A 21,345-nucleotide genomic window follows, 5' to 3' on the forward strand; every position below is an offset into this window, starting at 1 on the left:
GCGGCCCCCTCTTCAGGAAGGTCTTCCGGCGATGTCCCCACGACTGATCACAGTGCTGCTGGCCGGGTTGCTGGCCGTGCTCGGGCTGGCCACCCCCGCGGTGGCGGCGCCGATCCAGACCCTGACCTGGACGGGCAACAACAGCACCACCGAATACGCGTCCGCGCCCACCGGCGCGCTGCCCGGCGAGACCACCATCGTCTTCGAGAACAGCGAAGCCACCGGCAACACGACCGGGATGTCGCACACCCTCACGTTCGACACCTCGACGCCGGGCTACAACCACGACGTCTCGCTCAACATCCTGGCCAACCCGTTCGATCCGCAGAACGGGCGGCACGAAGCGACCGTGACGCTGACGCCGGGCAAGTACCGGTACTTCTGCACGATCCCCGGCCACACGGCGATGGTGGGGGAGTTCGTCGTCTCCGACGGCACCGGCGACACGACGCCGCCGGTGGTGACCGCCGCGGTGGCGGGGGACAAGGACCCCTCGGGCAACTACATCGAGTCGGCCACGGTCACGCTGTCGGCGACGGACGCGGGATCGGGCGTGGCGTCGGTCGAGTACCAGCTCGACGGCGGCACCTGGACGACGTACGCGGCGCCGGTCGTGGTGTCCGCGGTCGGCATGCACATGTTCCACTTCCGGGCGACCGATGTCGCCGGGAACGTGTCCGAGGAGGGGATGGAACACTTCACGATCGTCGAGGGCCAGGGCGACACGACCCCGCCGACGGTGACGGCGTCCCTCTCGGGGGACAAGGATTCCGCGGGCAACTACCTCGACGTCGCCACGGTTTCGCTGACGGCGACCGACGCCGACTCCGCGGTGGCTTCGGTGGAGTACCAGCTGGACGGCGGCGCGTGGACGCGCTATTCGGCGCCGGTCGCGGTGACCGGGGCGGGTGCGCACATGTTCCATTTCCGGGCCACCGACGCGGCGGGCAACACTTCGCCGGAGGGCATGTCGAGCTTCACGGTGGTCAAGCGGGACACGACCGCGCCGGTCGTCACGGCTTCGGTCGCCGGGACGCAGGACGCGGACGGCAACTACGTCGGGAAGGCGACCGTGACGGTGACGGCTTCGGACGCGGGTTCCGGGGTCGCGGCGGTGGAGTACAAAGTGGACAGCGGGGCGTGGACCGCGTATTCGGCACCGGTTCCGGTGACGGCGGTGGGCGCGCACACGGTCGGCTACCGCGCCCGGGACGTCGCCGGGAACGCGTCCGCCGAGGGATCGGTGTCGTTCGCGGTGATCGCGGGCGGGGACACCACCGCGCCCTCGGTTTCGCTGCAGGTCACCGGCAAGCAGGACGGCGGCTGGAACTACGTGGGCTCGGCGACGGTTTCCGTCTCGGCTGCGGACGCGGAGTCCGGAGTTGCGTCGGTGGAGTACAAACTGGACAGTGGCGCGTGGACGCGCTACTCGGCACCGGTGGCCGTGCCGGCGCTGGGTGCGCACACGGTGCGAGCACGGGCCACGGACGTCGCCGGCAACGTGTCGGCGGAGGTGTCGGGGGCGTTCACGGTGGTGGCGGCCCCACCGCCCCCGGACGCGTGCCCGAACTCGGACACCCGCGACACGGTGGTGATCGGCGGCGTCGACAGTCAGGTGGAGAACATCGACACGGGCAACGGCTGCACGATCAACGACGTCATCGACGAGAACGCGGAGTACGCCTCGCACGACCGGTTCGTGAAGCACGTGAAGGCGGTGACCCAGGAGCTGGTGGGCAACGGAGTCCTGTCGTCGGGCGACCGCAACCGCATCGTGACGGCGGCGATCGAGTCCGACATCGGCGGCCCGCCGGCCACCAGCGCCAAGCCGCAGGCCAAGCCGGACGTCAAGAAGCACCTGTAGGCAGTCTGCCGCGGCTGGTCGTGAGTGATAAGTCGGGTTCTAACCCGACTTATCACTCACGACGGCGGGCGGGGGTCAGGAGTAGGTCCAGTGGCCGAGCCAGGACTCGCGCCAGGCCACCGTCAGCTCGCTCACGCCGTCCACTCCTGAGCGGTCCACCTGGGCCTTCCACGCCTCCTCCACCATCGCGCACAGCTTCGACGCCGGGAGCTCGGCCCCGCCCGAAGCGAACTGGCGCAGGACCGTCTTCGGGACCGCCAGCTTCGCCTTCCCGCGGATCACCGACTGCTCGGTCGCGCGGCAGATGAGGTACTCCACCGTGGCCAGGTCGCCCGCCGAAGCGACCTGGCTCAGTGCGCGGTACAGGCAGTCGAGCGGGGCCGCCAGGCCCTGGTGCTGGCGGGCGATCTCCCACGACACCCACACCGCCAGGCAGTCCGGCATCTGGAACGGGCGGTAGGCGAACGCCGGGCCGGCGAACGTCTGGTAATCGGCCGTCGGGTCGGTCGAGGCCGGGGCCGCGTCTTCGGGGTCCGGGGGCAGGCCGAGCCGCTTGAACAGCTCGCGCAGCAGCTTCTGGGGGCGCGCCGGGGTCGACGACTCGGCGAGCAGTTTGGCCAGGATGCGGTTGAGCCGGTCCGCAGCCACGCCGTGGATCGACAGCTGCAGGTGGACGAACGCCACGTCGGACAGCGTCGTGCCCGCGCAGCCGACCACGCCCACCTGCGGGTAGCGCTGCAGGAACGACACGATCGCGTGCGTCGAGCCGATGCGGGCCGGGCCGACGAACGTCACTGGCAGGCACGTGCCGATGCGCTGGCGGGACCGGAGATCTCCGTTGTACAGCGGGGAGAACTCGCCGTCGGCGTGGTAGACCTCGAACCAGTTGCCCTGCCGGTGGCCCGGGCGCGTGTCGGCGAGCCAGAAGCTGTAACCGTGCTTCTCGCACAGCTCGCGGAAGCGGTCGGCCAGCTCGAACCGCGCCGCCGCGGACACGTCCCGCAGCGCGATCGCGAAGCGGACCGCCAGCGACGCGCACGGCGACGCGATCTCCTTGCGGGTGCGCAGGTCGTGGTTGCGGGTCTTCACGACCAGCGGCAGCTGCGCCGGGCACTGCAGCGACAGCAGCGGCGCGTCGATGAAGGCGGCCGCGGCGTCGGAGATCTCCCGCACCAGGTCGCGCACGGCCAGGCCGTGCCACTCGGAGACCTCCCGGGCCGCCGGGTCGATCGAGATCAGGCCCTCGAACCGCTGCTCGGACTCGTAGATGAACGTCGGGTTGGGGGACGTCGTCTGGTGGAAGACCCAGCCGCCGTCGTTCTGCTGCGGGCGTTCCGCCGGCCGCCTGCCGTCGACGTGCTCGACGATCTCGGTGCCGTCCAACGGTTTCCGGGTGCGCGTGCCGATCACGACGCCGGCGCCGTTCGTCGCCGAACACAGCGTTTCCAGGAAGACCGTGTTGTCGGCGCCGGTGGAGACGAGGTCGCGCAGGTAGCCGTGGCGGGCCATCGCGTGGTGCACCTCGAAGTCCACTTTGGTCACCGGCTGCCGCGCGATTTCGAAGCCCGCGCGCGCGAGATCGGCGACGTTGCGCACGGACACCCGTTGGCTGCGCATCTTCACCATCCCCCCGAAGAGTCGAACCGGACGTCGGCTTCCAGCGGACGGCGGCGGTCCCAGGCCCCCGACCCCGCCCACCGCGGCGCCCCGATGCGCGAGAGCGGGATCGCCGATTCGCGCCAGGACGCCTGCCCGAACAGCACGAGCGCGGCGAGCACCGGCAGTGCCACCGCGACCGTCAGCGCCACCTGCACGACTTCGCCCTTGCTCTGCGTCGCGACGGTCGCGGCGAACGCGGCGATGGCCGCGATGCTCAGCTGGACGAGCGCCTGCGGCAGCGTCCCGAGGTAGCCGAGCACGGTTCGCCGCGGCGGCAGCGACAGGCGGCTGTAGAGGAAACCGGGCAGCAGCAGCAACATCGTGATCACGGACTGGCCGTCGCCGATGTGCCCCAGCGCCTCGGTGGCCGCCCGGCCGTACGGCCACGGGCTGCCGACCAGCAGCCACCCGAGCACGAACGACACCGTCGCGACGGCGAGCGCGTAGAACGTCACGTTGAGCGGACCGGACTTCGTGGAGTCCTTGAGGACGAGCGTCGCGCGCACCCGGACGTGGTCGCCACGCGGGTCGCGGCCGCCGGAGCGGCGCCAGTACGCGCGTGCTTCGTTGTCGGCGATCCCGTTGACCAGCACGAGGTCCTGCCCGAACTCCCGCTCGGTCAGCTCGCGCGCGGCTTCGCGCAGGTTCGCGGCGGTGAACTCCGGGTGCCGCCGCAGCGAGTTGTCGAGCTCGTTGGTGCCCGTCCGCACCGCCTCGCCCGTGGTGGCGGCCGCGGCCAGCCGGTGGCAGGCGGGCAGGCTGCGCGGGGAAAGCTCGACGCCGGACTGGCCGGCCTCCCACTTGCGGCGGCGCAGGAGGTCCGCGAGCCCGCGCAGCACGGTCTGCGCCTGCAGCTCGAGGATCTTGTGCCGGGCACCGTCGGCTTCCTGCAGCGGGGCGGCGTCCTGCCGTTCGGCGAGCGACCCCAGGTCCTCGGCGAGGCCTTCCACCTGGTGCTGATCGGCGTCGGTGGACAGGTACATCCGGGAGATCTCGGCTTGCGGCGCGGTCTTCGCCACCAGGTGGTAGGACTTCAGCGTCGCGGGGATCATGGTCTCGTAGTTCACGACGTACCCGCGCCGGCTGGCGGCCAGCCGCCGCCACTGCTCCCTGGCGACCGGCTGCCGCGCGTCGACGTGCAACGGCGTTTCGTAGCTGAGCCGGTGTTCCTCGACGGAATCGTCGAGGGCGACCACCAGCATGTAGTCCCGGACGGCGACGTTCAGCAGGTAGGCGTACTCCACCAGCAGGTCCGCGCAGCCGTCGAGGATGCCGAGCGCCAGCTCCCGGCACTGCCGCCCGTACCCGGGAACCGTGCCGCCGGCCGCGGCGAGCGCGAACTCCTCCTCCGGGTGGTTCCGCTCGGTGAGCAGCGTCAGCAGCGCCTGCTGGATCAGCCACCGCGGTTCGTGCACCTGGAACAGGAAGGTGTTGAGCTCATGCTTGGCGGTCTGCGCGTTCTCATCGCTGCCGAGGATCCCGCGCAGCAACCGGTAGAGCCCGGCGGCGACCAGCCGCGACGCCTCGTGCTGGGTGAGCCGCGGCAGCTTCTGGCCGGAGCTGTCGAAGACGTCGATGGGGGAGACGTCCCGCCGCGGCAGCCGGGCCAGCGGCACCCAGAGCGACCGCTGCCGCGCCGGCCGGGAGGCGGCCCGCTCGCCGTGTTCCTGGCCGATGAGGTCCTGCAGCTGCGCGGTCGCCTGGCGTTGCCCTTCGTCGAGGAGCTTGAGGCTGACGTCGACTTCGGTGCTGCGCCGCGCGGTCCCGTGCTCGACAACGGTGAGCCGTTCGGTCAGCCGCCGCACGTGGTTGAGCCGCAGCGAGGTGTCGAGCAGCGCGAGCCCGACGGCGGCCCCCTGCCGCGACAGCCGGGGCGGGGCGCCGGGGATGGGGATCGTTTCGATGGCGTGCCGGAGACTGTCGATGCCGTCCACGACACTGAGAGTAAGAGGTGCGGGGTCGTGATACGAGCGAACGCCGAATCTTGGGCCGATCGGGCGCGACGCGGGTCCGGCGATGCCGTGAATGACTCATTCATGGCGTCGGACGACAGGAATGAGTCATTCACTACGTTCGGGGTGAGGGCCGGGCGGGAGCGGGCGGGGCGGGAGCGGGCGGGGCGGGGTTGGCCGGGCCGGGCGGGGTCAGCGCCGGGCGGGGCAAGCCCGGGCCGGCGCCGGGTCAGGATCGGCGGACGCAGCCCGAGTTGGCCGCTCGCTTCTCCACCTCGTCCGCCGCCGGGTGCAGACCCCGCGCCCGGTACAGGTCGATCGACTGCTGCCACGCCTCGCGCGCCTCGTCCGCGCGGCCGAGGGCGTGGTACGCGTCCCCCATCACCGCCAGCGTGCCTGCCTGCCGGTAGGTGTTGTCCAGGTGGCGCCACAACGACAGCGCCTGGTGGGACTGGCCGAGCGACTCGGCGGGGCGGCCGGTCTCCGCCGCGATCGTGGCCAGGCTGTCGAGGGCGTCGGCCTCGCCGTAGACGTCGTGGCGTTCGCGGCACAGGGCCAGCCCGGACTCGGCGTGGCCGCGAGCCTCGTCGTGGCGGCCCAGCCGGCTCAGGCACGCGCCGATCAGGCTGAACGCGCGGGCCTCCCACTTCCCGTCCGCCAAGCCGCGGTAGAGGTCGAGTGCGCTGAACGCGTGGCCGAGCGCCCGCTCGTCGTCCTTCTCGTGCGTCCAGTGCAGCGCCAGGACGAAGTGGACGCCCGCCTGCCCGAGCGTGTCGCGGATTTCCTTGGCCAGCGTCAACGACCGGTTCAGGTGGTGCAACGCCTCTGCCGGCTGCCCGAACGGGCCGTAGACGAGGCCGAGGCGGCGGTGCGCGCGGGCCTGCACCGCGAGGTCCTCCAGGCGTTCCGCGGCGGCCAGGCCCGCCAGCCACGACGTGATGTTGGCCTGGAGGTGGCCGCGGCGGTAATGAAAGTTGTCGAGCGTCCACGCCAATTGCCAGACGCAGGTGTCCCAGCCCGCGTCCTCGGCCGCCTGGCGCGCGGCGAGGACGCACTGGTGGTTGACGTCGAACCAGGTCATCGCGGCCGCGTCGTCGGCCAGCGGGGCCGGGACGCAGCCCTCCGGTGGCTCGCCCACGTCGATCGGCGGGTGCTGCTGGTCGAGCAGGCGGCTGCCCCGGTGGCCGGTGTGCAGGTGGAAGCCGACCAGCCGGCGCAGCGCCGCCCGGCGCTCCGGTTCGGGCTCCTCGATCTGCGCGGTGGTCTGCGCGTGCTGGCGGACCAGGTCGTGGAAGCGGAACCGGCCGGTCACCGGCTGCTGGAGCAGGTGGTCGTCGACGAGGCTTTCCAGCAGCCGCTCGGCTTCGAAGGGGGAGACGGCCGCGAGCGCCGCGGCGGCGGGGACGTCGATGTCGGGGCCCGGGTTCAGGCCCAGCAGCCGGAACATGCGCCGCTGCGCCACGTCCAGGTGCCCGTAGGACAACGCGAACGCCGCCGCGACACTGCGATCGCCCGCCGACAGCTCGGCCAGCGGCCGCCCCGCCTGGCGCAGCCGGTCGGCCAGGTGCGCCACCGTCCACGCGGGCCGGGTGCGCAGCCGCGCCGCCGCGATCCGGATGGCCAGCGGGAGGTGCCCGCACAGCGCGACGACGTCGCGGACGGCGGCGGCTTCGGCGGCCGGCCGGTCGTCGGCGACCACACCCGCGAACAGTTCGACGGCGGTCGCCTCCGGCAGCACGTCCAGTGACAGGGTGTGCGCCGCCTCCAGGCCGATCAGCCGCCGCCTGCTGGTGATCAGCAGCAGCGTGCGCGCGCTGCCCGGCAGCAGCGGCCGGACCTGGGCGGCGTCCGCGGCGTTGTCCAGCACGACGAGCATCGACCGGCCGGCGAGTTCCGCCCGCCACAACGCCGCGCGGGCTTCCGGGTCGAGCGGGATCTTCTCCGCCGCGACGCCGAGCGCGCGCAGCAAGGTGTCCAGCGCCGCCGCCGGGGTCACCGGTTCCTGGCCGGAGGTGTGCCCGTGCAGGTCGATGAACAGCTGCGCGTCGCCGTACTGCCCGGCGAGCCGGTGCGCCGCGTGGATGGCCAGCGTCGTCTTGCCGATGCCGGCCATCCCGTCGATCGCCTCGATCACGACGGCCGTCGGCGCGGTGTGCGCGACACCGTCCCGTGCGGACAGCAGCCGGGACAGCTCCGCCTCGCGGCCGGCGAAGTCGGCGATGTCGCCGGGGAGGTCGTTGCGGCCCGCCACCACCGGCCGGGCCGGTCCGGTGGCGGAAACCGTGGCGGCGGGCAGCAACCGGGGGTCGTTGTCGAGCACGCGCCGGTGAATTTCGGTCAGGCGCGGCGAAGGGTCCAAACCGAACTGGTCGACGAGCACGGTCCGCGCACGGGAGAACGCGTCCAGTGCGTCCGCCTGGCGGCCCCCGCGGTACAGCGCCGTCATCAGCTGGCCCCACAGCCGTTCGTGGCCGGGGTGCCGCTCGCTCAACGCGGTCAGCTCGCCGATCAGCGCCTCGCCCGCGCCGGTGGCGAGGTCGGCGTCGACGCGGTCTTCGACGGCGCCGAGCCGCAAAGCGTGCAGCCGCCGCGTTTCCGCCAGCAGCGCGACGGAGCCGGCGAAGTCCTCATAGGCGTCACCGCGCCACAGCGCCAAACCGCGTGACAACTGCTCCGCCGCTGTCACGGGATCGCCGGCCGCCAAAGCGGTTCTCCCGGCGGTCACCAGCCGTTCGAACTCGCGGGCGTCGACGAGTTCGGGGGCCAGCCGCAGGGCGTACCCGGCCGCGCGGGTCTCGATCAGGTCGGCCGTGCCGAGGGCTTCGGCGACCGGTGCCAGCGAGCGGCGCACGCGCGACAGGTAGGTCCGCACCGTCCGCGGGGTGCCGGGAGTGGCGTCGACGTCCCACAACGCGTCCGCCATGGTGTCCACTCCGGTCACCCGCCCGGCGTTCGCGATCAGCAGCGCGAGCAGCGTGCGGATGCGGGGACCGCCCAGGTCGAGCGGCCGGCCGCGCAGCCGGACCTCGAACGCGCCGAGCACGCGGAACTCCGGTCCTGCCGGTCCCTGAGCCGTGCGGGTTTCGCTCGGGTCGTCCTTCCCCACCTTTCTCAGGAGGGCCGGAAGCCGGGGTGGATACAGGTCCGTTCGGCCCAACTTCGGTGCTGTCGACCGGTTGTCGACGGGTTGTCGACCGGCCCTGCGACGGTGGGCCCATGGACGTCGACAGCGAGATCGTGCTGCGGCTCGCCGATCCGGCGGCCCGCGCTTCCGTGCTGACCGCCGACGCGCTGCTCGCGATCGGCACCGTGGCCTACGACCTCGACCCGGCGCTCGTGACCGAGCCGGTGACGGCCGTCTTCGACCGGTTCGACCTCGCGGTGCCGCTCGACCCCCGGGTGTCCGCGATGGCCCAGTTCCGCCGGACCGGGGAACCGGTGCCGTGGGAGGTCGCCGCGTCCTGGGACACCGGGCAGGCCCCGCCCGTCGCGGCCGACGCGGTGTGGACCGGGGCCGTCGTGGTCCGCACCGCGGTGCTGGACGGCACCATTGTGGACGTCACCGCGCGACAGTCCGGTGTGGACGATCCGGTCGCGCTCGACGCCACCGTGGCGATGGGCACGCCGGGGGCGGACCCGCCACCGGCCCCGGTCCCGCTGCCCGTGCTCGTGGCGTTCGTCGCCGCGGCCGCGGACACGAGCCCCCGGGACCTGTTGCGGGCGACGCCGGCGGCCCGGCTCGGCGCGGCCCGCTACGCCGTCGCCGACGCCCCGCCCGGGGCGCCGGAACGCCGGTTCGACCGCCTCGTCTGCTGGGTCGTGCCCGCCACGGCGTTCGACGACCCGGGCTGGCCGGGGGCGCGGACCGGCGTGCCGCCGGAGCAGCGGCGGTCCGACCGGCTGGGCGCCGCGCGGAGCTGGCTCGCCGGCCAGGGCGTCGCCGTCATCACCACCACGGAGCCGACATGACCACCAAGTCCCGCGCCCAACGCGCATCGAGCACGCCCGAACCCAGTACGGAGATCGGTATGGCCACCCTCGTACAACCGGCTTTCCCCTTTGTCGACGTCGTCATCGACACCAGCGCGCTGGTCCCGGCCGCGCAACGCTCGCCCGGCGTGGTCGCCGTCGTGGGCAACGCCGACGGGGCCGCCGCGCCCGCGTCGACACCGCTGGTGGTCACCGGCCACGCCGACGCGCTCGCGCTGTTCGGCAAGGCGGGCGCGGCGACCGCGCTGAGCAAGAGCCTCGACCTGGTGCTCGCGCAGGACCCGCGGCCGACCAAGGTCTACGGCGTCCGCACGCCCGCGGCCGCCAACTACGCCGCCGCGCTCGCCGGGCTCGAGGCCGCGGACGACGTCACGTTCGTCTGCCTCGCGGGGGAGACGAACGTCGGCGCGGCCACCACCGGCAGCACGCCCGCGACCGGGCTGCGCGCGCTGGCCGAGCACGTGGAGAACATGTCCGCGGCGGGCAACCGGCGGATGGCGGTCGCGATGATCGACCCGGCCACGCCCCGGAGCGCGACCTACGTGGACACCGTGCTGGCGGCCAACTCCTACGGCGCGCTGAAGAGCGCGACCGGCCGGATGATCCTCGTCGCCGCGCGCGGTGCGACCACCGACGAGACGGTGAGCCCGAACCCGGTCGCCGACGCGGCCGCCGCCGTGATGGGCGCGATCGCCGGCCAGGCCCCGGCCACCAGCGTCGTGCTCAAGCAGGTGCGCGGGTTCACCATCCCGGTCACCCAGCAGTACGTGCCCGCGGAGGTCACCGGCCTGGCCGGCCAGGGCGCGATCCCGCTGATCGACCCGGCGCTCGTGCCCGGCACCGGGCTGTTCCTCGGCGACGGCGGCACCTTCTCGTCCGACCCCGCGCGCAACTACGTCGACATCTGCCGGGTGCTCGACGACCTCGAGTTCCGGCTGCGGGCCGGGCTGATCGGCACGGTGGGGGACGCGCGCATCACCAAGGCCGGCCTGACCGCCGTGCGCGTGCGGGTGGAAGGCATCCTCGGCCCGTTGCAGCTGGGCGCGGTGATCGACGACTTCTCCGTCACCATCCCGCTGCTGGCGATCCTCGCGCTGCCGGAAAGCGCGCGCAGCGCTGCCGAACAGGCCCAGGTGGTCACCGCCCGCCAGACCCGGCAGGTGTCCGTCCTCATCAGCATCACGTACGGGCCCGCGGTGCACCGGCTCAACGTGACCCTCGCCCCCCAGTTCTGAGCAGGAGACCACCATGTCGAGTCCCGAAACCAGCTGGAACACCCGCCTCGCCGTGCGCTACACCGACGACAAGGGCGTTGACCACGAGATCTCGCCGATCCAGTCGTTCACGCCGACGTTCGCCACCACGGCCGAGCCGCTGCACAGCATCGAACGCACGCACGTCGGCGTGGTGGTCCAGCCGTACTCGCTGACCTTTTCGCTGACGGTCAACGCGATCGGCCCGGCCACCGCGCAGCTGACGGCGCTGGCGCTGAACGCGACCGAGTTCAGCATCTCGATGCAGGAGCGCAGCGGCGACGACTGGTCGTTCTCCACGATCGTGCTCAGCCGCTGCGTCATCACGAGCGCCGCGCCCACGGCGGCGACGGTGGCCGGCGCGCCGCAAGCGACGTTCTCCGGCTTCTCGATGCACGTGGACGCCACCGACGCCGGCGGCGCCAAGACGTCCGGTCCGCTGCAGTCGGCGCTGTAGAGGGGGAGATCCGTGCTCGACGACCTGGTTCCCGGCGAGGGCAGCGGCGTCATCCTGCCGTCCGAGGGTGACGAGTCCGGGCCGGACGAGCTCGTGTTCCAGTTCCCGGTGGAGATCGAGGTGCGCGTGGTCGCGCCGTACGACCCGGACCAGCTGGTGACCACGGCTCTGGACCGGCTGACCGCGGCGTTGCAGGGGCTGACATGACGACCGTGCGGATGCCGGTCCGGATCCGGCTGGACCTGACCGGCGATCCGCTGGACACCCACGTGCTGGACCTGGTGCGGGAAGCGGCCGTCGCGGCCGCGGCCCGGACTGCCGAGCGGGCCGGCCGGGCCGACGCGCTCGACGGTGCCGTGTGGTCCGCCCGGGCACCCGACGTGAACGTGCGGTTCTCCGGCGCGCCCGTGCCGGCGTGGGCCGCCGCGCACCTGGAAGCCAGCGCGCACGCCGCGGTCCAGGCCGCTGTGGCGACGCTGCGGCCGTCGAACGCCCCGGGCCCGGCGCCGGTGCGCACGACGACCCGGCTGCGGCGGTTCGCCACCGCCGACGAGCTGCTCGACGCACTCGCCGTCCGGTACGGCGGCCAGACCCGCCCGCCCCGCGTGCTCGTGATCGCGGCGGATTCCGGTGGGGCCGCGGTGATGCTGTTCGTCGACGCCGGCGCCGACGGGTCCTTCGGCGTGGCGTGGAGCACCGCGCTGAACCGGTTCGTGCTGCCGCCGGACGGGCGGGACGCAGAGGCGGTGCCCGGCTACTCGGCCGGGCACCCGGACTCGTTCCACCTGGTGGCCGAGACCACCGACGAGGACGCCTTCCGCAAGGCGCTGACCGCGGCGCTGATCCGGATCTGGCGGGCCGCCACCCCGGACGTGCCCGAACACCGGATCGCCGAGCGGGCGGCGGCCCGTGCCCGGCGCTACCGGCTGAAGGGCTCCCTCTACGAGTACCGGTCCGGCGACGTCCCGGTCGCCTGGTTCGCCGGGCGGGCGGGGCTGACCGACCGCGCCGGGCTGCCGGTGCTCGTGCTCGCCGAGGAGGTGCCGGACGCGCGGATCACGCGGTACGGCAGCGACTGCGAGCCGCTGCGCTACGACCCGGACGCGGCCGGGAACGCCGACCCGGACCGGCCCTACCTGCACGAGCTGGAGGTGTCCGACTGGGACGAAAGCGAGTTCGGCGACCTGATCGACACCATCGCCGCCGAGCTCGTCCTGCCGAAGCCGCGGTTCATCGGATCGTTCCTCTTCGCCGCGCTCGCCGTCGTGATGCGGCGCAGCGAAGGCCTCGGGTGGCTGGTGGGCACGGCGGCGCGCCAGGACGTGCTCCGCCACCTCGTGCGGGCCCTCGAAGCGGTGAACGTCCTGTTCTTCGCCTACACCAAGGCGGTGCTCGCCCGCGACAAGGCGCGGAAGCTGCCGTGCCCGCTGGCCGGGCACGCCGAGGAGTGGGCGGGCTACCTGCACCGCGACTACTTCCCGCTGCGCCGCAAGGTGGTCGCGTCGCTGTTCGTCGCCGCTTGCCAGGACGCGCTGCTGGAGCGGCTCGCGACGAGCGCGTCCGACATCGCCGACCGGCTGGCGAGCACCGACTGGCTGCCCGCCACCCGCGCCGTCCTGACGGTCCTGCTCGCCGATCTGCCCGAACTGACCGGGATGCTCGAGAAGCTGCGCCGTGCCAAGGCGATCAACGACAGCACCGTCCGCTTCGGACCGGAGCCGGCGCACAACTACCGGTCGGTCGACGGGGTCGAAGTCGTGCGCACGCCGGTCTTCCCCGGCCGGGACCGCCCCGGCCTCGACCCGTTCCGCACCGGCTACCGGATCAAGGACGCCCACGGCGCCTGGCACACCCTCGACGAGGTCGAGGCCGACGTCAAGAACCTGCGGTCCACCGCCCAGCTCACGGACCCGTTCCTGGAGAAGCTCGCCGACATCGCCGACGTGGTGCGCCGGCTGCGCACCGCGCGGCAGCTCGACGTCCTGGGCGCGGAGACCGCCGGGCGGGTGGTGACCGACGCCGTCGACCGCGAGTTCTTCGCCGTGCTGGCCGAGATCCAGCGGACCAACCGGGAGAAGACCGAGGAGGCCCGGGAAGACCGGATGGTCGCGTACGGGCTGGCGAGCTTCGAACCGGACGACAGCAGCGAACTGCACACCCGGCTGACCGGCGTGCACGACCTGGCAGGCGAGCGGCTGCGGAAGATGTTCACCCGGAGCGGGAAAGGTCCGTCGATCTTCGGCGACGAGCACATCTACGTCGAAGGCCTCGCCGCACTGGCCGGGCACGAGATCGCGAAGGCCCGGTTCCGCGAGTTCTTCGAGCTCGCCGGCCTCACCCTGCTCGCCGTGTTCTTCCCCGAAGGGGCATTCTTGATCGGGCTGTTCCAGGCCGCGGAGGGCATCCACACCGCGCACGAGCACGCCGACCTCCAGCGGTCGCTGCTCGGCGGCGACGACATCATCTCCCGCGCGCAGGTCGAAGCGGAGCTGGCCGGGGCGTGGCTGCAGGGCGTCCTCGCCATCGCGCCGGAACTGCCCACCGTGGTGCGTGACGCGATCGCCGGCGCGCGGGCGCTGGCCAAGGGCGAGCTGAACGCCGTCACGTCGGCGGCGCTGCGGCGGAAGCTGACGGAGGTGGCCGGGCACCTCGCGGCGATCACCGCGGAGCACTTCGTCAAGAGCTTCCTCACGCAGCTCACCACGGGGTACGTGCTGAACCTGGCGCTGTCCGCGGTGGTGAGCGAATTCGCCGAAGCCGTGGCGGCCGAGTACCGGCTCGGCGGCACGGTGCCGAAGGGCGAGATCGCCGGGCACGCCACGCGGACGATGGCCGCCGCGGTGGCCGCGAGCGCGGGAGCGGGATCGTGACCGGCCGCGCCCGGGTCGTCGTCGACGCCGTGGCCGCGGCGCAGGTGAGCGCGCGCGTGCGGCAGTTCCCGCACCTGCGCGAGGCGGTCGAGAGCATTTCGAAGGCAGCCGGCATCCCCGAGAAGGTGGTCGGCGAACACCTCGACCGGTCGGTGCTGCGGGCCCTCGAGCGACTCGGCGAGCGGTACGTGACCGAGATGGGCGCGGCGGTCGAGCGGATCGGCAGGCTGCGCGAAGAGGTCGACGGCTACTACCGGAAGGCCTTCCGCCGGAAGCTGCGGACCGAGGAGCTGGCCGGCCTGCGCTCGGCACTGGAACGGCTGCGCGACACCAGCAAGGAGCTGCTCCCGCCCGATGTCTGGGCCCAGCGGCAGCTGCGCACGGTCCCCGAAGTGCCCGGCAGCGCGCCGGAAGCACTGCCGGGAACAGTGCCGGAAGTCCTGCCGGAACCGGTGCGGGATCCGTTCGCCGACCTCGACGCCCAGCCGGCCGCCCGGGAACCGCTGCCCCGGACGGCGGTGGATCAGCCGCGGTGGGCCACCCGGCGGGTGAACCAGCGGATCGACGCGCTGCCCGAACCGCTGCGCCTGGCGATCCGGCGCGCCCGGCACCTCCGCGGGTCCACAGTGGACGCCGCGCTGGCCGGCCGGCCCGGGGCGACGATCCGGGTGCTGGAGGAACTGAACGGCGTCCTGCGGCCGCAGGAACTGGCCCAGGTGACGGAGGCGATCGGCATGACACGCACGCCCGACACGGGGTACGCGCTCGGCGGTGCCCTGCGCGGCACCCGCCCGCCCGACGCCCACGTGCAGGCCGCCTACCACCTGCTGCCGGCCGGCGAGCGGGCCGTGCTCGACCGCGTGGCCGCCGTCGATCCCGAGTTCGTGCGGGCCATGGCCCTCGCGGAGGAACGGCCCGGCGAGGCCCAGGGCACCGCCGTCCCGTGGCGCGCGGCGGAAATGGAACGCTTCACCGCGGAGAACGGCCTCGGCGCGGGCGAACGGGCCGACCTCGAACGCGCGCTGATCGCGCTCAACCGGGCGCGGGAGACCGAACGGCGGGCGGTGGAAGCCGGGGCCGGCAGCTCGCCCGACGCCCACTCGCGGGCCGCGCGGCTGGACCGCCAGGTCGCCGCGCTCGGGCTGCCGCCGGCCGGGCAGGTCGCCGAGGCGCTGCGGGGATCCGCGCTGCTGCGGGACCTCGGCACCCGCAACCCCGACCACCTGCTCGAGCTCTCCGGCGCCTGGCTGGAGAAGGCGGCGCGGGACGCGGCCGAGGGCAAGCCGCTGGTGCCGCTGGAGGTCTACGTCCGCGACGTGATCATGAGCAAGCACATCCGCGGCATGGCCGGCGAATTCGGCGCGGTGTTCCAGCTGGGCAAGGACGTCCTCGTGCTGAAGGCACCGGACATCGGCGTCACCGTGGGCGGCACCGACTTCATCGTGCTCGTCAAGGGCAGCCGGGAAATCTGGCTCTGCGACAACAAAACGCTGTCGCAGTCGGGGCTCGGCGAGGTGAGCAGCCTGGTGGAGAACATCGGCAAGAACCTGCAAAAGGACGTCGTCGACCTCACCGAGCGCGTGCGGGACCTCCCGGACCCGCTCACCGGGGAAGCGTCGGGGGTGGCGGACGCCGTCACCCGCCTCGGCAGGGCGCGCGACCGGCTGCAGGGGTTCTCGGCCGCGGAACTCGCCACACCCGAAGGACAGGCGAGAGTCGCCGCGCTCCTCGACCACCCGGACATCCGGGTCCGGCGGGTGATCACGAACGCCGGCGGCGAGCTGAGCTACCTGCAGCAGCGCCTGCTCGACATGAAGATCGACTTCGCCGACCTGCGCACGCGGTTCGCCGAGATCCAGGAACGGCTGCGCAAGCCGGGCACCGAACCCCGCGGAGGGGAAACACGATGAGCTTCTTCGAACCGTACCTGCACACGCCGAGCGCCGTGCTCTCCGACGGCATCGTGCCGGTGCCGCTGTGGGCGGTGACCCAGCTGTCGATCGACTCGGCGTACTTCGTGCCGCAGGTCGGCGGAACCCGGCGCCGGGTCGCGGTGGTCAGCCACGACGATTCGCTGTCGCTGAGCGCCGTCCTCCTGGGCCCGCTGCGCTTCACCTGGAAGGTCGCGCTGGAGAACCTGGCCGAGTCCAGCAGGCAGGGCACCGCGCTGTCCCGGGTCACCGGCGGCACGCAGAGCGGCCTGGTGCTGATCACCACCGCGACCATCCGGACGGACCTCGCCGTCCAGTCGCTGACGTTCTCGCAGAGCGCGCAGCGGCGGGACACCCTCGACGTGTCGCTGCGGCTGCTGCACCTGCCGCGCCCGGGCAGCCTCGCGAAGCTGCTCGACGTCTCGTCGATCGGTGTCGGCGCCCTGACCGACGCGCTGCCGGTCTGAGGGGGCCGACGATGTCCAGGACTCTGCCCGCGCTGATCAGCCGCCCGCTGCCCGCCGTCGCCGCGCCCCCGCCGGACCCGGCCGTCCAGGTCGTGCGGCAGGAGTCGACGGCCGGGCTGCCCGTCCGCGTCGACCTCGACGCCGCTCGCGCGCTCGTGCTCGCGGTGCCGCTCGGGGTGGCGCGGGCGGTGCTCGCCGCCGACCCGTCCGCCGTCGTGTTCACCACCGCGGACCCCGGTGACGGCACGGCATTCCGCGATTACGGCGCCGCGTGGCCCCGGCTCACCCTGGTCGTCACCGGGGCGATCGGGGCGACGGTCCCGGTGGTGACCGGGGTCCCGGTCCGCTTGACCGGCGCGCCGGGGACGGCCGCCGTCGAGGTGACCGTCGACGAACTCGTGCTGACCGCGGGTTCGCTGCGCAGCCCCGGCCGGTTCGGCAGCCGGCTTTCCCTGCGCTGGCGCGATCTCGCGCCGGCACCGGACGAGGGCCCGCCGCACCCGGTGGGCGATCCGGGTGTCCCGGTGCTGCTGTCGCAGCTGGGTGAGGAGATGTGATGGCCTTCAAGGGCTTCACCTTCGGCCGCGGCCACGAGGTCGTGCCCGGCACGGTGCCCGCCTGGGCCCTGGTGTTCCGGCACGGCGTCCGCGGCACCGAGCTGTGCACGATCGGCAGCGACACCTACGCCGGCACGGTGACCGCGGCGCTGCCGGCGGGCCTGACCGGGGGCAGCTACGAGATCTCCGTCGAGGGCATGACCGCGGAGGACTACCGGAAGATCAGCCTCGCGGCTGGGACCCCGCTGGACGCCTCGCTGCACCTGTGGTGGAAGGACGCGCCGACCGGGGTGCTCGGCGGGCTCGCGAAGTTCACCGGGCTGGACAACCCGCTGTCGGCGACCACCCCGGTCCCGCCGGAGGGCAGCCTGGTCGCCGAGCTGCGGGTGGACCGGCTCTGGCGGCGGCCCGGCCAGCGGCGGATGGAGGTCGTGGCGAAGGGCCGGGAGCGGGTGGTGGCCCGGCTGGCCGAGCGCCGCGTCGAGGGCCGCTGCTTCGCCGCGCGCTCGGACGCGAACGGGCTCCAGGTCGCGATCGAGAACGTGGCGGGCGACGGCGTGCCGGTGGTCGGCCACGGGCTCGGGCGGGCGCTGCCCACGCCGGGGGTGCGCGACTACGCCGCCGTCCCGCCGGGGACCGCGCTGGCCGCCATGCTCGAGCTGAGCACGCAGGTGCAGGCCGCGCTCGGGCTCTACGGCCAGGAAACGGCCGTCATCCGCGACGGAACCGTGCACCTGGGCAAGTGGACCGAGAACGGGACCACCACCCCGCGGCTGGACGGCGAGCGGCCGATGGACGACGAGAGCGGGCTGCTCGCCGTCGAACGCGGCGCCGACCTGCCGCGGGACACGCGGATCCCGCCGGGGGTGTTCGGCCCGCGGCCGCCGCGGCGCACCTTCGCCGTGACCGCGCTGGGCCGCCCGGACCTGAAGCCGGGCGACCTCGTGTCCCCGGTGCTGCCGCCGGAGGACTTCGTCGTCACCGAGCCGCCGAGCCTCGGCGCGACGCTGCTGACGTCGGTGCCCAACCTGCCCGCCGGGGTCGCCGACCCGGACGCCGACGCGTCGGTGTGCCGGATCATCGAGGTGCGCCATGAGATTTCGCGGGAACGGGGGTTCCTCACGACGATCCGCGCGGTCGTGCTGGCCGGCGGCGACGACGGGTGGGACGAGATCACGCCCGGCACGGCGAAGGACGCCCGGCGGGCCCGGCCGTCCGGCGTGCCGTTCGCCGACAGCGCGCAGGGCGTGGCGAGCACGATGGGCGACGTCATCGGGGACCGGATCGAGCGGACGTTCGGGGTGACCCGGTCGCGGCCCGCGGTGATCCACGACCACGCCGTGTCCCCGGACACCCCCAGGCACACCAGCGAGGTCTGGCACTCCGACGCGGCACCGGACGGCCGGCCGCAGGCGGCGCAGCGCACCAAGATCACCGCCGACGCGCACGCGGAACTGACCCAGGTGCCCTACGTGACGCCGTTCGCGTGGGGCAGCTACGGCCTCGTGCTGCCGCGTTACCCGGGCACCCGGGTGGTGCTGGCGAACGTCGGCGGCAGCTCGGCGGACTTCGTCGACGTCGGGGCGCTGTGGCCGCCGGACGCGGGCCCGGACGCCCGGCCGGGGGACTACTGGCTGGCGCTGCCCGTGGGGATCGAAGAACGGGAGCGCTTGCAGGACCCGGACAAGCAGCTGCCGGACGACGGCCTCGCGAGCCACGACCTGGTCGACGGCGACGGCACCCGCGTCATCGAGACCGCGCGGTTCGTGCTGCGGGTGACCGACGAGCTCACCCGGGTCCCGGCCCGGCCGGCGCCCGACGACGACCTCGGGAACGGCAGCGTGCTCATCGAGAGCCGGGCCGGCGACGGGGCCTCGCGGATCGTGCTGAAGGCCGACGGCAGCGTCACGATCAGCGCGAAGTCGATCACCTTCGACGCCGAGGACAAGATCGAGCTGAACACCAAGGACGTCCGGGTGAAGCTCGACGGCGGCACGATGGACGTGAGCTGATGGCCTTCCCCGTCACCGAAAACGGCTCGGTCGAGTGCGACCACCACGGGGCCGTGTCCCTGCTCGCGGTCAGCGACGGGCGGCTCGTCCTCGCGGGCGGGAAAGCCGTGCTGTTCGCCGGAGTCCTCGACAAGCCGTACGCGAACTGCGGCGCACCGAGTCCGCCGGGCACGTGCGCGAGCACCCTGCCCGCGCCACCGGATTCGGGCCGCGCCGCCCGGCTGACCGTGGGCGGCGCCCCGGTCCTGCTCGATTCCCTGACCGCGAACTCCCTGCCCTCGGCCACCCCCGTGAAGGTCGCCGCCGGGCAATCCGTGCTCACCACCTCGTGAAGGAGCTCCGATGACCGCCCTGCCCCCGCCCCCGACGCCCCCGGGCGCCGCGCCGGGAGACGACTCCGCCGCCCGCCGCCGCGCGCTGCTCGGCGTCGGCGTCCGCGCCGACCTGACCGACCCCGCCGACACCGCACGGGACCTGGTCCTGCGCGCCACCCCCACCGGCGTCGACCTCGACCTCGTGGACGGCGTGGACGCGCTCTGCCAGGACCTCGCGGTCGGGCTGACCACCTTGCGCGGCAGCGACCCCTTCAACCTGCGGTTCGGGTTCCTCGGCCTGACGCCGATGGTGGACCAGACGTCCCCGGTGCTGGCGCGGGAAGGCCTGCGCAGCGCGGTGGTCGAGCTGGTCGCGGCCGACCCGCGGGTGCGCCGCGTGGTCGACCTGTCCGCGCCGTCGCCCACCGGCGACGTCGCATCCCGCCGGCTCGACGTCACCGTCTCGTTCGAGGCGGTCAGCGGCGATCCGGCCACGCTGAACACCGGTGGCCTCGCCTCCGGCACGCCGTTCGGAGAGGTGGCCCCGTGAGCGACGACACCAGCATCGACCTGACCGACGTCCTGGCCGTCGACGAGACCGTCACCCGGTCCACCGGCAGCGCCGGCTTCGGCGTGACCCCGGCGGGGTTCCTGCCCAAGCCGTTCACCCGCCTGCTGGCCGAGAAGATCGCGCTCGCGCAGCAGCTGATCGACCCGGCCATCGACCTATCGAGCGGCAGCGTCGTGCGCAAGCTCCTCGAAGTCACCGCCCTCGAGGACGCGCGGACCTGGGCCGCGCTGGCGGCGGAGTACGACGACAGCTTCGTCGGCACGGCCCGCGGCCGCGCACTGTCCGGCCTCGGCGAGGAGCTCGGGATCACCCGGCCGTTCCTCAGCGCGACCGGCTCGGTGACGCTGACGCTGGCGAAGGCGCTGCCGTCGAGCGTGCCGAAACTGGTGCTGCCCCGCGGTTCCCGGCTCTCGACGCCGGGCGGGCACCGCGTCGCGCTCGCCGCCGCGGTCCAGTTCACCACGGGCGTGACCACCGCCGTGGTGCCGGTGACGAGCTTCGACCCCGGGCCGGTGGGCAACCTCGACCCCGCCGTGACCGACGCCGGTGGCGGCCACCCGCAGCGGATCGACCGGTGGGAGATCGCCGACGCGAAGCTCGCCGCGATGATCGACGCCGACGTGGCGGCCGGGTTCCTCGCGACGGCGTCGTCAATCGGCCAGGGCCTGGTGCACGTCCAGCACACGCAGGCGCTGACCGGTGGCAACGCGCAGTTCGACGACGACCGCTACCGGGCGCTGCTGCTCGCCGCGCCGCGGTCGCTGTGGACGGCGGACTCGATCGCGGCCACCGTGGCGCTGGTCCCCGGCGTGCGGCAGGTCGTGGTGCGCGACGGCTGGGGCGGGCTGGACCTGTCCCAGTCGATCTTCGGCCAGTTCAACTTCTTCGAACGACTTTTCGCGGCCGACCGAGACCTGTCGTCGCCGTTCTTCGTCACCGTCCTCGTCGCGCCGACCGAAGCCGCGGTCTGGGACGGCGCGGCGGGGCTGCGTGCGGCCGTGCAGCAGGCGATCCGGGACGTTCGCCCGGTCGGGATCTTCCCCGACGTGGTGCGGGCCGAGCAGGTGTTCTTCACCGTCCAGGCCGACGTGGTGACCGCGGGCCTGCCGCTGCCGTCCGGGTCGGTCGCCAGCCGCAACCTCAGTCCCGCCGCGCTGGCGCTCAAGCAGCGCCTGGCGGCCCGGCTGCGCGGGGTCGTCGACGGGCTGTCGCTGGCGGAACCGGTGCGGGCCGCGGCGCTGTCCGCGGCGATGATGGCGGAACCCGGCGTCGTCGACGTCGGCGATCTGCACCTGATCCGGTTCCCGTACGCGGTCGACGCCGTGGGGTCCGGCGGGGAGAGCGACACCTCGCCCGACGTGCTCGAGCTGGACGAGAACCTCGTCGTGGGTGCCGACCAGATCGCGGTCTTCGTCGAGTCCGCCGGCCGGCTGACGGTGCGGTGAAGC

The 21,345-nt window shown here is 73.5% G+C and carries 16 protein-coding genes; 13 read left to right on the top strand and 3 right to left on the bottom strand.

Going from position 1 to position 21,345, the window contains the following annotated elements:
* The first annotated feature begins 31 nt into the window (after positions 1-31).
* Positions 32-1,864: an OmpL47-type beta-barrel domain-containing protein gene (locus SD460_RS22485; RefSeq protein ID WP_290059195.1), complete on the top strand. Its 1,833-nt coding sequence runs from the start codon at positions 32-34 to the stop codon at positions 1,862-1,864.
* A 75-nt stretch (positions 1,865-1,939) separates the two neighbouring features.
* On the opposite strand, the gene SD460_RS22490 is transcribed toward SD460_RS22485, so the two are convergent.
* The 3 genes from SD460_RS22490 to SD460_RS22500 form a co-directional block, all read right to left on the bottom strand.
* Entirely contained in the window at positions 1,940-3,481 is a 1,542-nt protein-coding gene (locus SD460_RS22490; RefSeq protein WP_290059194.1) for a hypothetical protein, read from the bottom strand.
* A 2-nt stretch (positions 3,482-3,483) separates the two neighbouring features.
* Positions 3,484-5,457, bottom strand: a complete 1,974-nt coding sequence (locus SD460_RS22495; protein ID WP_318306683.1) for a hypothetical protein — start codon at positions 5,455-5,457, stop codon at positions 3,484-3,486.
* Between the two features lie 247 nt (positions 5,458-5,704).
* Entirely contained in the window at positions 5,705-8,581 is a 2,877-nt protein-coding gene (locus SD460_RS22500; RefSeq protein ID WP_318306684.1) for an AfsR/SARP family transcriptional regulator, read from the bottom strand.
* A 110-nt stretch (positions 8,582-8,691) separates the two neighbouring features.
* Between SD460_RS22500 and SD460_RS22505 the strand changes: the two genes are divergently transcribed.
* Genes SD460_RS22505 through SD460_RS22560 form a run of 12 tightly spaced genes read left to right on the top strand, consistent with a single transcriptional unit; the run spans position 8,692 to position 21,342 of the window.
* Positions 8,692-9,444, top strand: a complete 753-nt coding sequence (locus SD460_RS22505; protein WP_318306685.1) for a hypothetical protein — start codon at positions 8,692-8,694, stop codon at positions 9,442-9,444.
* A gap of 59 nt (positions 9,445-9,503) precedes the next feature.
* A complete protein-coding gene (locus SD460_RS22510; protein WP_318306686.1) occupies positions 9,504-10,700 on the top strand; it encodes a hypothetical protein in 1,197 nt (398 codons plus the stop codon).
* Between the two features lie 13 nt (positions 10,701-10,713).
* Entirely contained in the window at positions 10,714-11,175 is a 462-nt protein-coding gene (locus SD460_RS22515) for a hypothetical protein (protein WP_290063087.1), read from the top strand.
* A gap of 12 nt (positions 11,176-11,187) precedes the next feature.
* Positions 11,188-11,382 carry a hypothetical protein gene (locus SD460_RS22520; protein ID WP_290063086.1) on the top strand — a complete coding sequence of 65 codons (195 nt, stop codon included), beginning with the start codon at positions 11,188-11,190 and terminating at the stop codon, positions 11,380-11,382.
* The gene (locus SD460_RS22525; protein WP_318306687.1) at positions 11,379-14,045 is read left to right on the top strand and encodes a hypothetical protein; all 2,667 of its coding nucleotides are present in this window, start codon (positions 11,379-11,381) and stop codon (positions 14,043-14,045) included. Before SD460_RS22520 ends, SD460_RS22525 begins: the two co-directional genes overlap by 4 nt.
* The gene (locus SD460_RS22530) at positions 14,042-15,955 is read left to right on the top strand and encodes a hypothetical protein (protein ID WP_290060883.1); all 1,914 of its coding nucleotides are present in this window, start codon (positions 14,042-14,044) and stop codon (positions 15,953-15,955) included. The genes SD460_RS22525 and SD460_RS22530 overlap by 4 nt, the downstream gene beginning before the upstream one ends.
* Entirely contained in the window at positions 15,952-16,443 is a 492-nt protein-coding gene (locus SD460_RS22535) for a hypothetical protein (RefSeq protein ID WP_160697030.1), read from the top strand. The genes SD460_RS22530 and SD460_RS22535 overlap by 4 nt, the downstream gene beginning before the upstream one ends.
* A gap of 11 nt (positions 16,444-16,454) precedes the next feature.
* Positions 16,455-17,000 carry a hypothetical protein gene (locus SD460_RS22540; protein ID WP_290060884.1) on the top strand — a complete coding sequence of 182 codons (546 nt, stop codon included), beginning with the start codon at positions 16,455-16,457 and terminating at the stop codon, positions 16,998-17,000.
* Entirely contained in the window at positions 17,000-19,012 is a 2,013-nt protein-coding gene (locus tag SD460_RS22545; RefSeq protein ID WP_318306688.1) for a hypothetical protein, read from the top strand. The genes SD460_RS22540 and SD460_RS22545 overlap by 1 nt, the downstream gene beginning before the upstream one ends.
* On the top strand, positions 19,012-19,344 hold the full coding sequence (locus tag SD460_RS22550) for a hypothetical protein (protein ID WP_290060886.1): 333 nt from the start codon (positions 19,012-19,014) through the stop codon (positions 19,342-19,344). Before SD460_RS22545 ends, SD460_RS22550 begins: the two co-directional genes overlap by 1 nt.
* 10 nt (positions 19,345-19,354) lie before the next feature.
* A complete protein-coding gene (locus SD460_RS22555) occupies positions 19,355-19,876 on the top strand; it encodes a hypothetical protein (protein ID WP_290060887.1) in 522 nt (173 codons plus the stop codon).
* Complete coding sequence (locus SD460_RS22560) at positions 19,873-21,342, top strand: baseplate J/gp47 family protein (protein WP_290060888.1); 1,470 nt, start codon at positions 19,873-19,875, stop codon at positions 21,340-21,342. Before SD460_RS22555 ends, SD460_RS22560 begins: the two co-directional genes overlap by 4 nt.
* The last annotated feature ends 3 nt before the right edge of the window (positions 21,343-21,345 follow it).

It is taken from the genome of Amycolatopsis solani (assembly GCF_033441515.1).
In the GTDB taxonomy this organism is placed as follows: Bacteria; Actinomycetota; Actinomycetes; order Mycobacteriales; family Pseudonocardiaceae; genus Amycolatopsis; species Amycolatopsis solani.

What these genes read in the sequence shown, in the direction of transcription:
- SD460_RS22485 (WP_290059195.1), top strand. Translation starts at nt 32, where the DNA reads ATGTCCCCACGACTGATCACAGTGCTGCTGGCCGGGTTGCTGGCCGTG.
- SD460_RS22490 (WP_290059194.1), bottom strand. Translation starts at nt 3,481, where the DNA reads ATGCGCAGCCAACGGGTGTCCGTGCGCAACGTCGCCGATCTCGCGCGC.
- SD460_RS22505 (WP_318306685.1), top strand. Translation starts at nt 8,692, where the DNA reads ATGGACGTCGACAGCGAGATCGTGCTGCGGCTCGCCGATCCGGCGGCC.
- SD460_RS22510 (WP_318306686.1), top strand. Translation starts at nt 9,504, where the DNA reads ATGGCCACCCTCGTACAACCGGCTTTCCCCTTTGTCGACGTCGTCATC.
- SD460_RS22515 (WP_290063087.1), top strand. Translation starts at nt 10,714, where the DNA reads ATGTCGAGTCCCGAAACCAGCTGGAACACCCGCCTCGCCGTGCGCTAC.
- SD460_RS22525 (WP_318306687.1), top strand. Translation starts at nt 11,379, where the DNA reads ATGACGACCGTGCGGATGCCGGTCCGGATCCGGCTGGACCTGACCGGC.
- SD460_RS22535 (WP_160697030.1), top strand. Translation starts at nt 15,952, where the DNA reads ATGAGCTTCTTCGAACCGTACCTGCACACGCCGAGCGCCGTGCTCTCC.
- SD460_RS22540 (WP_290060884.1), top strand. Translation starts at nt 16,455, where the DNA reads ATGTCCAGGACTCTGCCCGCGCTGATCAGCCGCCCGCTGCCCGCCGTC.
- SD460_RS22545 (WP_318306688.1), top strand. Translation starts at nt 17,000, where the DNA reads ATGGCCTTCAAGGGCTTCACCTTCGGCCGCGGCCACGAGGTCGTGCCC.
- SD460_RS22550 (WP_290060886.1), top strand. Translation starts at nt 19,012, where the DNA reads ATGGCCTTCCCCGTCACCGAAAACGGCTCGGTCGAGTGCGACCACCAC.
- SD460_RS22555 (WP_290060887.1), top strand. Translation starts at nt 19,355, where the DNA reads ATGACCGCCCTGCCCCCGCCCCCGACGCCCCCGGGCGCCGCGCCGGGA.